Below are 13,561 nucleotides of genomic sequence, written 5' to 3'. Positions count from 1 at the left end.
CCCGCCCCGACCTGCCCCTAGAGTGGCTCACCTCTGCCGCACCCGGCGGGCCCCGGCCCGTCAGCACGCCTGGGGGTGATCTTTGGTCACAGCTACATCCGCCGCGGCTCCCACCCTGATCGGATCGGTGCGGCGGGCGATGCGACTGCTGGAGTTGGTGGGAGCCCATCCCCACGGAGCCACCGCGAAACAGCTCGCGCGCGAGGCGGGGCTCGCCCTCCCCACCGCCTATCACCTGCTGCGCACCCTCACCTACGAGGGCTATCTCCACCGCGAGAGGGGCGTCTTCGTTCTCGGGGACGCCGCCCAGCGGCTGGTGTGCGCCGGAGCCGCCCGGAGCCGCCGCGCCACCCTCGCCGAGGTCCTCGGCCGACTGCGCGACGCGCTCGGCGTCCCCGTGTACTTCGCGGTCTACCACGAGGGCGAGATGGACCTCCTCTGCGTGGCGGACAGTCCCGCGTGCCCCGCGGTCGACGCCCACGCCGACTTCCGCGCGACCGCCCATGCCCACGCGATCGGCCAGTGTCTGCTGAGCCAGCTCGACGAGGCGTCCCGCCGGGACCATCTGGACCGCTATCCCGTTCGCCCGCTCACCCCGTACTCGGTACGGGACCGGAGCACCCTGCTGGAGCGTCTCGACTCGCTGGGGCGGATGGAACCGGTCGTGGCCCGCCAGGAGTACCGGCTCGGGACGGTCTGCGCCGCCGTGCCGATCACCGTCGGATCCGCTGCGGCCGCGCTGGCCATTTCTATACCGCTCCGTCAACAGGAACGACTGCTTCCGGCGGCCGAGCGGTTACGCAGAGAGATCGGATCCCTGCTGACCTCGCAAATCCTCTCTATCAGTATCTGAAAAATTACTCCTTGTGATCTGCTAGCGCTTACAGGACTATGGCGTCAAGAGGGTCAACGGGGATCATTCCCAGCCACTGTTCCATCTACTCCGGAGTACAACGATGCGCGAGTCGGTCCAGGCCGAGGTCCTGATGAGCTTCCTCGTCTCCGAGGAGCTGTCGTTCCGTATCCCGGTGGAACTCCACTACAAGGTGGCTGATCCGTACGCGGTGCGCATGACGTTCCATCTGCCCGGCGACGCGCCTGTGACCTGGACTTTCGGCCGCGAGCTGCTGCTCGACGGCATCAACACGCCCAGCGGGGACGGGGATGTGCACATCTCGCCGACGACGCCCGAGGACCTGTCCGACGTCCATATGCGGCTCCAGGTCGGCGACGACCACGCGCTCTTCCGGGTCAGTGCCGCGCCGCTGGTGGCCTTCCTGGACCGTACGGACCGGTTGGTTCCGCTCGGCCAGGAGCGCACGCTCAGCGACTTCGAGGACAGTCTTGAGGAGGAGCTGGGCCGCATCCTCGCCGAGGAGAACGCCGGCTGACGGCTCGTTGAGGGGGCCGTCCGGGTGATTCCGGTGTCCGGGGTGTCCACGGGGCCCCGGAAGGGTACGGACGGCCCCGCGGACCGCTCAGAGCCGCTCCGGGGCCGCTCCGGAGAGGCTCTCCCGCGCTACTTCTTGCGGCGGCGGCCCCTGCTGCCCGGGGCGCGTACGGGCGGGGCCGGCACCAGCATCCCCGGCTCCAGAGGTCCGGGACCGGGCCCCGCCCCCGGTCCCGGCAGGGCGGGCGGCGCGGACGGAGCCGGGGGGTTCTCCGGGACGGACCGGTCGGCGGAGACCACCAGCGCCGCCAGCGCCGTGGTCACCGGCACCGAGGCGACCAGACCGATCGACCCCACCAGCGTCCGTACGATCTCCTCCGCCACCAGCTCACTGTTGGCGACCGTCCCCACGCTCGACTGCGCGATGGAGAAGAGCAGCAGGAGCGGCAGTGCGGCGCCCGCGTAGGCCAGCACCAGTGTGTTGACCACGGACGCGATGTGGTCCCGGCCGATCCGGATGCCCGCCCGGTAGAGCGCCCGGGGACCCATCGTCGGATCCGCCTGGCGCAGCTCCCACACCGCCGAGGTCTGGGTCACCGTCACATCGTCCAGCACACCGAGCGAACCGATGATCACACCGGCGAGCAGGAGGCCGCTCATGTCGATCTCGGGGTAGAGGCCGTGGATCAGTCCCGTGCTGTCGTCGGTGTTACCGGTCAGGCTCGCCCAGCCGATGAAGAGCGACCCCAGCAGCCCGATCAGCAGCAGCGAGATCAGGGTGCCGAGCACCGCCACCGAGGTGCGGGCCGTCAGCCCGTGACACAGATACAGCGCGACCAGCATGATCGCGCTCGCCCCCACCACCGCCACCACCAGCGGATTCGATCCCTGGAGGATCGCCGGCAGGATGAACAGGGTCAGGATCGCGAACGAGACCACGAGCGCCACCAGCGCCATGACCCCCCGCATCCGCCCCACCGCGATCACCGCGATTGCGAAGATCCCCGCCAGCAGCGTCAACGGGAACTGGCGGTCCACATCGGACACCGAGTACTGGAGATCACGGGGCGCGTCCGGTGCGTAGGCGACCACAACGCCCTGTTTCACGTGAAACTGCCGTGGCGCGTCCGGCTGGACGATCTCGATGAAGGTGTGGCCCTTCTCCTTGCCGCTCTTCAGCTCGACCGTCGCCTTCTTGCACTCGCCGGTCTCCTCCTGCACCGCCTCGCGGCCCTGGGGCGTGGAGGTGTCACCGGTCGACGGGACCTGGGAGGCGTTCACGTCCTTGCAGGCGACCCGCTCGACCTGGACCACCTGGCCCTCGAAGGTCTGCCGGTCGAAGCCCACACCGGTCCGCTCGTGCGCGGGCGCGCCGCCCGGCCAGAGCACGGCGAGCCCGACCACCACGGCGGCCGCGAACGGAATCAGCACCGCCGCGATCACCTTGCGGAGGTGCCGCGAGACCGGCGCGGCGGGGCCATGGCTGTGCGAGTGGCCGTGTGCGTGGCCGTCCGATTCGTGGGTCTGCATGGGTGGTGTCACCGACCGATCATCGCAAGAAGGCGGAGAAAGCGCGGGGCCCTCTGTTCAGCGCGCCCGATCTGACGCTAGCGTGGGGGCACCTTTGCACACGCGGGAGCTCGGAGCACCGGGCTGAGAGGGCGCTGACGTGTAGTCCCGGGGACGGGTCCCCGGACACCTGCGCTGCGCCGACCGCTGAACCTGTTACCGGGTAATGCCGGCGTAGGGAGTAGGTCTCATGACCGTTCAGGACGCACACACGCCTGCCTCCGGCTCGGAGGACACGAGCGCGGACACCAGCACGGACACCAGCGCGGACCCGGGCCTCCGGGGCGGGACCGCGGGCGGACGGCCCATCGGCTGGCACAAGGGATATATCGAGGGCTCCCGCCCCGATCTCCGGGTGCCGGTCCGCCAGGTCCACCTCACCAACGGCGAGGACGTCACGCTGTACGACACCTCGGGGCCGTACACCGACCCCGCCGTCGACACCGACGTGCGCCGCGGACTCGCGCCACTGCGGGAGAACTGGATCATCGGCCGCGGCGACACCGAGGAGTACGCGGGCCGGCCACCGCGACCCGAGGACGACGGGCTCAAGCACACTTCCCCGCGCGGGGGGCTGCTACGGAGCGGAGCGGCCGATCTGCGGGGCCTCGACGCGGTCTTCCCCGGTCGGCCGCGCCAGCCCCGCCGGGGCCGCGAGGGCCGGGCCGTCACCCAGCTCGCGTACGCCCGCCGCGGGGAGATCACGCCGGAGATGGAGTATGTCGCGATCCGCGAGAACGTCTCCCCGGAGACCGTCCGCGAGGAGATCGCCGCGGGCCGCGCCGTACTGCCGGCCAACGTCAACCACCCGGAGATCGAGCCGATGATCATCGGCAAGCGGTTCCTGGTGAAGGTCAACGCCAACATCGGCAACTCCGCGGTCACCTCCTCCATCGAGGAGGAGGTGGAGAAGATGACGTGGGCGACCCGCTGGGGTGCCGACACAGTCATGGACCTCTCCACCGGGCGCAACATCCACACCACCCGCGAGTGGGTGCTGCGCAACTCCCCCGTGCCCATCGGCACCGTGCCGCTCTACCAGGCGCTCGAAAAGGTCGACGGCAAGGCCGAGGAGCTGACCTGGGAGATCTACAAGGACACCGTGATCGAACAGGCCGAGCAGGGCGTCGACTACATGACGGTCCACGCCGGTGTCCTGCTGCGGTACGTGCCGCTCACGGCCCGCCGCAAGACCGGCATCGTCTCGCGCGGCGGCTCCATCATGGCCGCCTGGTGTCTCGCGCACCATAAGGAGTCGTTCCTGTACGAGAACTTCGACGAGCTGTGCCAGATCCTCGCCGCGTACGACGTGACGTACTCCCTCGGCGACGGGCTGCGGCCGGGCTCCATCGCGGACGCCAACGACGAGGCGCAGTTCGCGGAGTTGCGCACGCTGGGCGAGCTGAACTCGATCGCCAAGAGCCACCACGTACAGACGATGATCGAGGGTCCGGGCCATGTCCCGATGCACAAGATCAAGGAGAACATCGACCTCCAGCAGGAGATCTGCGAGGAGGCGCCGTTCTACACGCTCGGCCCGCTGACCACCGATGTGGCTCCGGCGTACGACCACATCACCTCCGGGATCGGCGCGGCGATGATCGCGTGGTGGGGGACGGCGATGCTCTGCTACGTCACCCCCAAGGAACACCTCGGTCTGCCGGACCGCGACGACGTGAAGACGGGCGTCATCACGTACAAGATCGCGGCGCATGCGGCGGATCTCGCGAAGGGCCACCCGGGGGCGCAGGAGTGGGACGACGCGCTGTCGGACGCCCGGTTCGAGTTCCGCTGGGAGGACCAGTTCAACCTGGCGCTCGATCCGGACACGGCACGGGAGTTCCATGACGAGACGCTGCCGGCCGAGCCGGCGAAGACGGCTCATTTCTGCTCGATGTGCGGACCCAAGTTCTGCTCGATGAAGATCTCGCAGGACATCCGGCGCAAGCACGGCGGCGAGCTGGCGAGCGGCGTGCCCGGCAGGGAGGGAACGGGCGGCACGGGCCGTGCGGGCGTAACGGACCGTGCGGACGGGGACCGTGCGGACGGTCCGTCGGCCGACGAGATCGAGGCGGGCATGGCGGAGAAGTCCAAGGAGTTCGCCGCGGCCGGCAACCGGGTCTATCTGCCGCTGGTCGACTGACCGCTCCTGCGCCGGGCCACTCGGAGGGCCCGGCCCCGGGTTCCCGCCCCGGGCCCGGCGTCGGTCATGACGTGACCGAGCGGCCCGGACCACCTGCCGGGGTCATTCCGGCCGGTGTTCCGGGCCGCCGAAGTCGGGGCTGGTGAAGTCCGGACCACTGAAGTCCGGGCTGCTGAAATTCGGCCGCCGTCCGGCGGAGGAGCCCTCGTCGGGGCTGCTGAAGTCCGGCCTGCTGTAGCCGATCTTGGGGAGCTGACCGGACGGACGAGGCGGGGCCGGCGCCGCCGGGTCCGCGCTCGGGTCGTCCAGGGCGGCCCGCAGGAAGGGCAGGATGCCGCGCTCCAGCAGGGCATGGCGCCACGCCTCGCGCGCGCGGGCGACCTCGTCGGGCAGCTCTCCGCCGGCCGTCTCGTCGGCGGGAAGCTGGGTCGAGCTGTTGCGCAACGCGGTGACCAGCAGCCCTATCGCGGCGGCCAGGATGCCGAGCACGGTGACGGCCGCGAAGAACCAGCCCACGGCGAGCATGCTGTCCGCGAACGCGGGCGCCGGGTCGAGGGCCTTCAGGAGATAGCCGACGAGCAGGAAGATCGCCGCCGCGGTGCCGCCGAGGATCGGGACCAGGACCGTGATGACGGCCGTGAGCCCGGCGCCGGAGTCCGTCGTGGCGTCCTCCGCGGGGGCCAGCACCGAGTCGCGGATGGACGTGGTGGTGCCCGGTGAGCGGGACTCCTCGCGGATCTTGGCGTAGTGCTCGTACTCCGCCGTCGCGGAGGAGGCGATCCGGCCCGTCGCGTTCAGCGCCATCGTGCGCAACTGTTCCGCGTTGAGCCGCTCCCCGACGGCGGCGAGGTCCGGACGGTCGTGTGCATTGCGCAGCACATCACTGAGGATGCGCTCGAAATCCGCGCGATCCTCGCTCAGCAGGTGCGGAGCGCTATTCATGTGCATCCCCCGATACTCCGTAGGGCCGTTGAGCCCGTGTGGAACGAGCCGCAGTCGGCGGAAACGGAGGAGAGCCTGCTACGGATAGGCCGATGGTAGAGCGGTTTTGGCGTGCCGTAACAGGGGGTTTCCGGAAAACACCTGTCCTACATTGATTCAGTTGGCCAACGGAAGCTGTACGACCAGCAGTTTTCCTGCCATCGTCACACCGCCGTCCATGGCGATCGCCAGTCCGTCGGCATATACGTGTGGCCCTTCCACGACCGGTCCGGTGTCGCCTTCGTCGTCCGACGCGTCTTCTGTGCCGACTTCGCCGAGCAGATACGGAATCGGGCTGTGGCCGTGGACGACCCGTCCTCCGCCGTACTGGGAGAGGAGTTCCCGTACGGCCTCCGGGCCGCCTTCGTCACGGAACGCGAAGCGTTTGGTGAGTTTGCGGAACAGGTCCCAGCATTCGTCGGCGTCATTGCGCGTCAGGATCTGGTAGATGGTGTCGTTGACCTCGTCGATGGACGAACCGTAGTCGAGATAGGCCGTGGTGTCGGAGTGCATCAGCAGATGCCCGTCCTCCTCGACCACCGCGTCGAGATGGGACATCCACTGGAGATGGACATCCTGGAGGCGCTCCATGTCCGTGCGCTGGCCGCCGTTGAGGATCCACGCGGCCTGGAAAGTGGCGGTGCCCGCACCGGAGTTGACCGGGGTGTCACCGAACCGCTTGGCGCCGATGAGGAGCAGTTCGTGATTACCCATCAGGGCCTTGCAGTAACCGCCGGCCGCCGCGGCCTCCGCGGAGAGCCGCATGACGAGGTCGATGACCCCGATGCCGTCGGGGCCGCGGTCGGTGAAGTCGCCGAGGAACCACAGGCGTGCGTTGCCGGCCGCCCACTGGCCCTCGGCGTCGATCAGGCCCTGTTCGCCGAGGGCGGCGACGAGTTCGTCGAGATAGCCGTGCACGTCACCGACGACGTAGAGCGGTCCCGGTCCGTCGGAGTCGGCGGCCTCTGCGGGGTCGACGTTGACCTGCACGGTGTCGCCCCGGTTGACCCTCGTGATCACCGGGAGGTCGCGTTCGGTGGGGGTGTACCCCTCCGGCATTCCGTCGGCGGGGAACGCGTCGCCGGGGTGGCCCGACACGTCGGCCGCCGGGCGCTCGGGGCTCTCGGTCCCGGGGGCGGCGGCCGGGTGTGGCGCGGTGGCGGCGGGCATGTCCTGGCCGGCGGCCGGCTGCTCGGGAACGGTGCCGAGCTGCTCCTGCGGCGCGCCGGACTGCTCCTGTGCGGCGCTCAGCTCGTCCTGTACAGCGCCCTGTTGGTCCTGCGGGGCGGCTGACGGGTCCGGTACGGCGACCGGCTGCTCCGGCGCGCCGACAGGGGACCCCGAGGGCCCGCCGGACGCGGCGCCGGCCGGCGCCTGCTGCCCGGGCCGGACCGGCTGCCCGGCTTGACCCGGCTGTGCGGACTGCACGGGAACCTGCGCGTACGGCGGCACCCGGAAGTCGCGCAACGTCGCCGTCCGCACCGCGGGTCCCTGACCGGCCCCCTGTGTCATCGACCCCTCCACCACCGTCGTGCCGCAATACACCTCTCGGCCCCGCCGCCCTGCCGGACGGAGTGAGCCCGTCGGCGGAAAAGGGAAGGTCCGTGGTGTCGTGCGCCCATCATAGGAATGACCTCGGGCCTCTGTGACGCACCAGGGGTGGTGAATCGAATCGTACCGCCGGTTCGGCGGCTGTTTTCTCGCTGATCGCCCGAAATGCGGAAGGTCCGACCGTTCGGCCGGACGCCGGGATCCGCGGGCCGCACGCCGCCGCGGGGCGCCGAGAGGCGTCGTACGGCCCGGAATTGCCGGGCCCCGGGCGATAGCGTCCCGCTTTCGTACCGCCTCCGTACCGGTTCCGTACGGCGCCGGTACGGAGGCGGGTACGGAACCGGCGGGGCCGGCCCCGTACCGGCACGGCCGTGGCGCACGCGTCGCCTACGGCGGCGGTCAGTCGCCCGCCGGGGAGCGGGGAGCGCTGACGGTGGTGCGCGGCGGGCGCCGCTGCGAGGAGGTTCTGATGATCAGTTCGGTCGGTATCACCTGCTCGACCGGCCGGTCGGCCTCGATCCCCTCGATGGCGTCGATGAGGAGCTGGATGACGGCGGTGCCGATCCGGCGCGGCTTCAGCGAGAGCGTGGTGACGGGCGGTTCGGTGGAGGCGTACACCGTGGACTCGCTGCAGCAGACGATCAGCAGGTCCTCCGGTACCCGCAGCCCGTACCGCCGGGCGGCGGCGAGCAGATCGGTGCCATTGGGGTCGAAGAGGCCGTAGACGGCGTCCGGGCGGTCCGGGCGGGCCAGCAGCCGGTCGGCGGCGACGGCCCCGGCGCACGGGTCGTGGGCGGGGTAGGACTCGTAGACCGGATCCTGGCCGACGCGCTCGCACCAGTGCAGGTACGCCGTGGTGGAGAGCCGGGTGTAGGTGTCCGTGGTGGTGCCGGTGAGCAGCCCGATACGGCGGGCTCCGGCGTCGGCGAGATGGTCGAGCAGGTCGAGGACGGCCGCCTCGTGGTCGTTGTCGACCCAGGCGGTGACGGGAAGGGTGCCCGCGGGCCGGCCGTCGGAGACGACGGGAAGGCCCTGGCGGACGAGTTCGGCGACGACGGGATCGTGGTCGGAGGGGTCGATGACCACGGTGCCGTCGAGGGCGACGTTCGCCCAGACGTCGTGGCGGGAGGTGGCGGGGAGGATGACGAGGGCGTAGCCGCGGGCGAGGGCGGCGGAGGTCGCGGCCCTCGCCATCTCGGCGAAGTAGGCGAACTCGGTGAAGGTGAAAGGTTCATCCCCGTACGTGGTCACGGTCAGGCCGATGAGCCCCGACTTGCCGGTACGGAGGGTTCGGGCGGCGGCGGACGGGCGGTAGCCGAGGCGCTCCGCTACTTCTCGGACATGTCTCCGGGTGGCGTCGGGTAACCGTCCCTTGCCGTTGAGCGCGTCCGAGACAGTCGTGATGGAGACACCGGCTGCGGCGGCGACGTCCCGGATGCCCGCCCGACTCTGCCGGCTTCCCCGGCGGGTTGTGTCCGTCCGGCTCACCTGGTGTTTCCCTGCTGCTGTCATGGCGAGCCGATAGTAGGGCTCGATCGGGCGGTGGGGCCGGTCGCATATGCACCCGGCAGCAGGCACGTTTCTGCAAGACAGACCAAGGCCAACCTCCTTGGAACGCAAGGGAGTTAATCGTTACTGCCATGGTCTCCTATGCAGGGAGCGGTCTGGACCTGTTGAGAGGCCCATGTTTCGAAGAGGTCTCAACTCACCTCTACGAGGGATGCGCGCCACGGCGTGAGCCACCGGCGCTCGGGAGGGACGGAAGTGCTCCCCCCGGTTTTCCGGAGCCTGCGTCCTGATTCCGGGCGCCCGGCGTCCGCGGCGGCCGGCAATCCTCATAAGGTGAGCAGCATTGAAGGCGCCCGGACGGTGTAGGGCCGGGCGCCCACCGGATGAACGGCCGAGGAGGACCCGCGGTGAGCGAGACGAGCCCCAAGCTGCGCGCCGAGCTGGACGGCATTCCGACGTACAAGCCGGGCAGGCCGGCCGCGTCGGGCGGGCCCGTCGCGTACAAGCTGTCCTCCAACGAGAACCCTTACCCCCCGCTGCCCGGGGTGATGGAGCAGGCGGTCTCGGCCGCCGGGGCCTTCAACCGCTATCCCGACATGGCCTGTACCGGGCTGATGAACGAGCTGGCCGACCGGTTCGGGGTGCCCGTCTCGCACCTCGCGACCGGCACCGGTTCCGTGGGCGTCGCACAGCAGCTTCTCCAGGCCACGGCGGGGCCCGGCGACGAGGTCGTCTACGCCTGGCGCTCCTTCGAGGCGTACCCGATCATCACACAGATCTCGGGGGCGACCTCCGTCCAGGTGCCGCTGACGCCGGGCGATGTGCACGACCTGGACGCGATGGCAGAGGCGATCACCGACCGGACCCGACTGATTCTCGTCTGCAACCCCAACAACCCGACCGGCACGGTGGTGCGCCGGGCCGAGCTGGAACGATTCCTCGACCGGGTGCCCGGCGATGTGCTGGTGGTGCTGGACGAGGCGTATCGCGAGTTCAACAGGGATACGGCGGTGCCGGACGGCGTCGAGATCTACCGCGACCGCCCGAACGTGGCGGTGCTGCGCACCTTCTCCAAGGCGTACGGGCTGGCCGGGCTGCGGGTCGGATTCGCGATCGCGCACGAGCCGGTCGCCACCGCGCTGCGGAAGACGGCGGTCCCCTTCGGTGTGAGCCAGATCGCACAGGAGGCGGCGGTCGCCTCGCTGCGCGCCGAGGATGAGCTGCTGGGGCGGGTCGGATCGCTGGTCGCGGAGCGCGAGCGGGTGTACGAGGGCCTGGCCGGCCAGGGGTGGACGGTGCCCGTGACACAGGCCAACTTCGTCTGGCTGCGGCTCGGCGAGCGGACGTCGGCCTTCGCGGCGGCGTGCGAGGCGGCGGGTGTGGTCGTACGGCCCTTCGCGGGCGAGGGCGTACGGATCACGATCGGCGAGCACGAGGCCAACGACCTCTTCCTCCGGACGGCGGGGGCGTTCCGCAAGGAGCTCTAGCCCGGCTCCACTGTCGATTCGAACACACTTTTCATTCGAACGTGCATTTCGGGGGTGATCTCTGTGAGGTCGCCCCTGACGTGTGTCGAAGCCGGGGGAGGAACGTTTCCGGGAGCCGGCGCTCCCGGCGGGGATGCGGCGGCGCTCGCTCCCTGAGGGCGGCGGCACTCTCTCCTTGAGGGCCCCCCGCGAACCTTGAGGGACCCCCCGCGAAGATCCGGAAGACTTGTGCGACATAATGCTTGTGAATGTGAACGCGTTCACAAGCTCGTCCGGTTCCAGGCGTTACGCCCCGGTCAAAAGGGACGGACAGGCTTGACGTAAGGAGAGAAGACGTGGATCTCGCTCTGGCGCCGGAGACCCTGGCGCGCTGGCAGTTCGGCATCACGACCGTCTACCACTTCCTCTTCGTCCCCCTGACGATCTCGCTCGCCGCGCTCACCGCCGGGTTGCAGACCGCGTGGGTCCGCACGGAGAACCCGAAGTACCTCAGAGCCACCAAGTTCTGGGGCAAGCTGTTCCTGATCAACATCGCGATGGGTGTGGTCACCGGCATCGTGCAGGAGTTCCAGTTCGGCATGAACTGGTCCGACTACTCGCGCTTCGTCGGTGATGTCTTCGGCGCCCCGCTCGCCTTCGAGGCGCTGATCGCCTTCTTCTTCGAGTCCACCTTCATCGGACTGTGGATCTTCGGCTGGGACAAGCTGCCGAAGAAGATCCACCTGGCCTGCATGTGGATGGTCTCGATCGGCACGGTTCTCTCCGCGTACTTCATCCTGGCGGCCAACTCCTGGATGCAGCACCCGGTCGGCTACCGGATCAACAAGGAAGCGGGACGGGCCGAGCTCACCGACTTCTGGCGGGTTCTCACCCAGGACACGGCGCTCACCCAGTTCTTCCACACCATGACCGCCGCCTTCCTCGTCGGCGGCGCCTTCATGGTCGGCATCGCGTCCTTCCACCTCCTGCGCAAGAAGCACATCCCCGTGATGCGCACCTCGCTGCGCCTCGGCCTGATCACCGTCGTCGTCGCGGGCATGCTCACCGCCGTCAGCGGCGACACCCTCGGCAAGGTCATGTACAAGCAGCAGCCGATGAAGATGGCCGCCGCCGAGGCGCTGTGGGACGGCGAGGGACCCGCACCGTTCTCCGTGTTCGCCTACGGAGACGTCGACAAGGGCCACAACAAGGTCGCCATCGAGATCCCCGGACTGCTCTCCTTCCTCGCCAACAGCGACTTCACCTCGCACGTCCCCGGTATCAACGACATCAACAAGGCCGAACAGGAGAAGTACGGCCCCGGCGACTACCGGCCCAACATCCCCGTCGCCTACTGGTCCTTCCGCTGGATGATCGGCTTCGGCATGGCGTCCTTCGGCCTCGGCCTGCTCGGACTCTGGCTCACCCGCAGGAAGTTCCTGCTGCCGCCCGCCCTGCGGACCGGCGAGGACGAAGTCCCGCACCTCGTCCTCTTCCGCAACAAGGCGCTCAGTCCCAGGTTCGCCAAGTGGTACTGGATCACCGCGCTCTGGACGCTGCTCTTCCCGTTGATCGCCAACTCCTGGGGCTGGATCTTCACCGAGACGGGCCGGCAGCCCTGGGTGGTGTACGGAGTCCTGCGCACCGCGGACGCCGTCTCCCCCGGCGTCTCCCAGGGCGAGGTGATCACCTCGATGATCGTCTTCACCCTGCTGTACGCGGTCCTCGCGGTCGTCGAGGTCAAGCTGCTCGTGAAGTACGTGAAGGCCGGACCGCCGGAGCTCACGGAGGACGACCTCAATCCGCCCACCAAGATCGGCGGCGACCACGCGGACGCCGACCGGCCGATGGCCTTCTCGTACTGAGGAGTTGAGGAGCTATGCACCTTCACGACGTCTGGTTCGTGCTGATCGCCGTCCTCTGGACCGGCTACTTCTTCCTCGAAGGGTTCGACTTCGGCATCGGGGTCCTGACCAAGCTGCTGGCCCGCGACCGCAAGGAGCGCCGGGTCCTCATCAACACCATCGGGCCCGTCTGGGACGGCAACGAGGTCTGGCTGCTGAGCGCCGCCGGAGCCACCTTCGCGGCCTTCCCCGACTGGTACGCCACCCTCTTCTCCGGCTTCTACCTGCCGTTCCTGCTCATCCTGGTCTGCCTGATCCTGCGCGGGGTCGCCTTCGAGTACCGGTCCAAGCGGCCCGAGGAGAGGTGGCAGCGCAACTGGGAGCACACCATCTTCTGGACCTCCCTGATCCCCTCCCTCATGTGGGGCTTCGTCTTCGCCAACGTCGTGCAGGGCGTGAAGATCGACGCGGACATGGAGTACGCGGGCAACCTCGCGGATCTACTGAACCCGTACGCGCTGCTCGGCGCGCTGGTGACGCTCGCCCTCTTCACCTTCCACGGCACGGTGTTCGCCGCGCTCAAAACGGTGGGGGACATCCGGGTCAGGGCCAGGAGGCTGGCGCTCAGCCTGGGTGCCGTCACCGCCGTGCTGGCGCTCGGCTTCCTGGCGTGGACGCAGGCGGACAACGGTGACGGGGCGAGCCTGGTCGCGGCGGTCGTCGCCGTGGCCGCGCTGGTGACCGCGGTCGGGGCCGTCGCGGCGGGGCGTGAGGGCTGGTCCTTCACGTTCTCCGGGGTGACCGTCGTCGCGGTGGTCGCGATGCTCTTCCTGACGCTGTTCCCGAACGTCATGCCGTCCTCGCTGAACGAGGCGTGGAATCTGACGGTGACGAACGCCGCCTCCACCCCGTACACCTTGACGATCATGACCTGGTGCGCGGGGATCGCGACACCCGTCGTGCTGCTCTACCAGGGCTGGACCTACTGGGTGTTCCGCAAGCGGATCGGGACGCAGCACATCGCGGACGCGCAGCATGTCGCCGATACGCGCCCCGTCGCCGACGCGTAACGGGGGTTCGGCAGTGGGTGGCAGCAGGCGTCGCAGGA

Annotated in this window: 10 protein-coding genes and 1 riboswitch; of the genes, 6 read left to right on the top strand and 4 right to left on the bottom strand. The window is 69.3% G+C overall.

Translation table 11 applies throughout. The features are described from left to right. Positions 1 to 82 precede the first annotated feature (82 nt). Positions 83 to 853 (top strand): IclR family transcriptional regulator, encoded by a 771-nt coding sequence (locus ACFXKG_RS16325; RefSeq protein ID WP_384838413.1) that lies wholly within the window; start codon positions 83 to 85, stop codon positions 851 to 853. Positions 854 to 956: 103 nt separating this feature from the next. Then, the gene (locus tag ACFXKG_RS16320; RefSeq protein ID WP_365807465.1) at positions 957 to 1,391 is read left to right on the top strand and encodes an SsgA family sporulation/cell division regulator; all 435 of its coding nucleotides are present in this window, start codon (positions 957 to 959) and stop codon (positions 1,389 to 1,391) included. Between the two features lie 128 nt (positions 1,392 to 1,519). Here ACFXKG_RS16320 and ACFXKG_RS16315 read toward each other — a convergent pair whose 3' ends face one another. Then, on the bottom strand, positions 1,520 to 2,920 hold the full coding sequence (locus ACFXKG_RS16315) for a YibE/F family protein (RefSeq protein ID WP_384838494.1): 1,401 nt from the start codon (positions 2,918 to 2,920) through the stop codon (positions 1,520 to 1,522). 92 nt (positions 2,921 to 3,012) lie between these two features. Then, a riboswitch (TPP riboswitch) is annotated at positions 3,013 to 3,157 on the top strand. Between ACFXKG_RS16315 and thiC the strand changes: the two genes are divergently transcribed. Next, positions 3,150 to 5,102, top strand: coding sequence for a phosphomethylpyrimidine synthase ThiC (gene thiC, locus ACFXKG_RS16310; RefSeq protein ID WP_384838411.1), 1,953 nt, complete (start codon positions 3,150 to 3,152; stop codon positions 5,100 to 5,102). (Overlaps the previous riboswitch by 8 nt.) A 102-nt stretch (positions 5,103 to 5,204) precedes the next feature. On the opposite strand, the gene ACFXKG_RS16305 is transcribed toward thiC, so the two are convergent. The 3 genes from ACFXKG_RS16305 to ACFXKG_RS16295 all read right to left on the bottom strand — a co-directional run bounded on the left by ACFXKG_RS16305 (position 5,205) and on the right by ACFXKG_RS16295 (position 9,146). Then, complete coding sequence (locus ACFXKG_RS16305; protein WP_384838409.1) at positions 5,205 to 6,050, bottom strand: hypothetical protein; 846 nt, start codon at positions 6,048 to 6,050, stop codon at positions 5,205 to 5,207. Positions 6,051 to 6,200: 150 nt separating this feature from the next. Further along, the gene (locus ACFXKG_RS16300) at positions 6,201 to 7,595 is read right to left on the bottom strand and encodes a metallophosphoesterase (protein ID WP_384838406.1); all 1,395 of its coding nucleotides are present in this window, start codon (positions 7,593 to 7,595) and stop codon (positions 6,201 to 6,203) included. A gap of 438 nt (positions 7,596 to 8,033) precedes the next feature. Next, a complete protein-coding gene (locus tag ACFXKG_RS16295; RefSeq protein ID WP_384838403.1) occupies positions 8,034 to 9,146 on the bottom strand; it encodes a LacI family DNA-binding transcriptional regulator in 1,113 nt (370 codons plus the stop codon). 404 nt (positions 9,147 to 9,550) lie between these two features. On the opposite strand from ACFXKG_RS16295, the gene hisC reads away from it, so the two are divergent. From hisC to cydB, 3 genes are all read left to right on the top strand, one after another. Continuing rightward, a complete protein-coding gene (hisC, locus tag ACFXKG_RS16290; protein ID WP_384838400.1) occupies positions 9,551 to 10,630 on the top strand; it encodes a histidinol-phosphate transaminase in 1,080 nt (359 codons plus the stop codon). 335 nt (positions 10,631 to 10,965) lie between these two features. Then, a complete protein-coding gene (locus ACFXKG_RS16285) occupies positions 10,966 to 12,474 on the top strand; it encodes a cytochrome ubiquinol oxidase subunit I (protein ID WP_384838397.1) in 1,509 nt (502 codons plus the stop codon). Positions 12,475 to 12,488: 14 nt separating this feature from the next. Then, positions 12,489 to 13,523: a cytochrome d ubiquinol oxidase subunit II gene (gene cydB, locus ACFXKG_RS16280; protein WP_384838394.1), complete on the top strand. Its 1,035-nt coding sequence runs from the start codon at positions 12,489 to 12,491 to the stop codon at positions 13,521 to 13,523. Positions 13,524 to 13,561: the final 38 nt, after the last annotated feature.

It is taken from the genome of Streptomyces sp. NPDC059255, from assembly GCF_042752355.1.
Taxonomy (GTDB): Bacteria; Actinomycetota; Actinomycetes; order Streptomycetales; family Streptomycetaceae; genus Streptomyces.
This window is presented reverse-complemented; position numbering and strand designations above follow the sequence as displayed.

Excerpts from the sequence above, each read along its gene's own strand:
- ACFXKG_RS16320 (WP_365807465.1), top strand. The coding sequence starts at position 957 with ATGCGCGAGTCGGTCCAGGCCGAGGTCCTGATGAGCTTCCTCGTCTCC.
- ACFXKG_RS16315 (WP_384838494.1), bottom strand. The coding sequence starts at position 2,920 with ATGCAGACCCACGAATCGGACGGCCACGCACACGGCCACTCGCACAGC.
- thiC (WP_384838411.1), top strand. The coding sequence starts at position 3,150 with ATGACCGTTCAGGACGCACACACGCCTGCCTCCGGCTCGGAGGACACG.
- ACFXKG_RS16305 (WP_384838409.1), bottom strand. The coding sequence starts at position 6,050 with ATGCACATGAATAGCGCTCCGCACCTGCTGAGCGAGGATCGCGCGGAT.
- ACFXKG_RS16300 (WP_384838406.1), bottom strand. The coding sequence starts at position 7,595 with ATGACACAGGGGGCCGGTCAGGGACCCGCGGTGCGGACGGCGACGTTG.
- ACFXKG_RS16295 (WP_384838403.1), bottom strand. The coding sequence starts at position 9,146 with ATGACAGCAGCAGGGAAACACCAGGTGAGCCGGACGGACACAACCCGC.
- cydB (WP_384838394.1), top strand. The coding sequence starts at position 12,489 with ATGCACCTTCACGACGTCTGGTTCGTGCTGATCGCCGTCCTCTGGACC.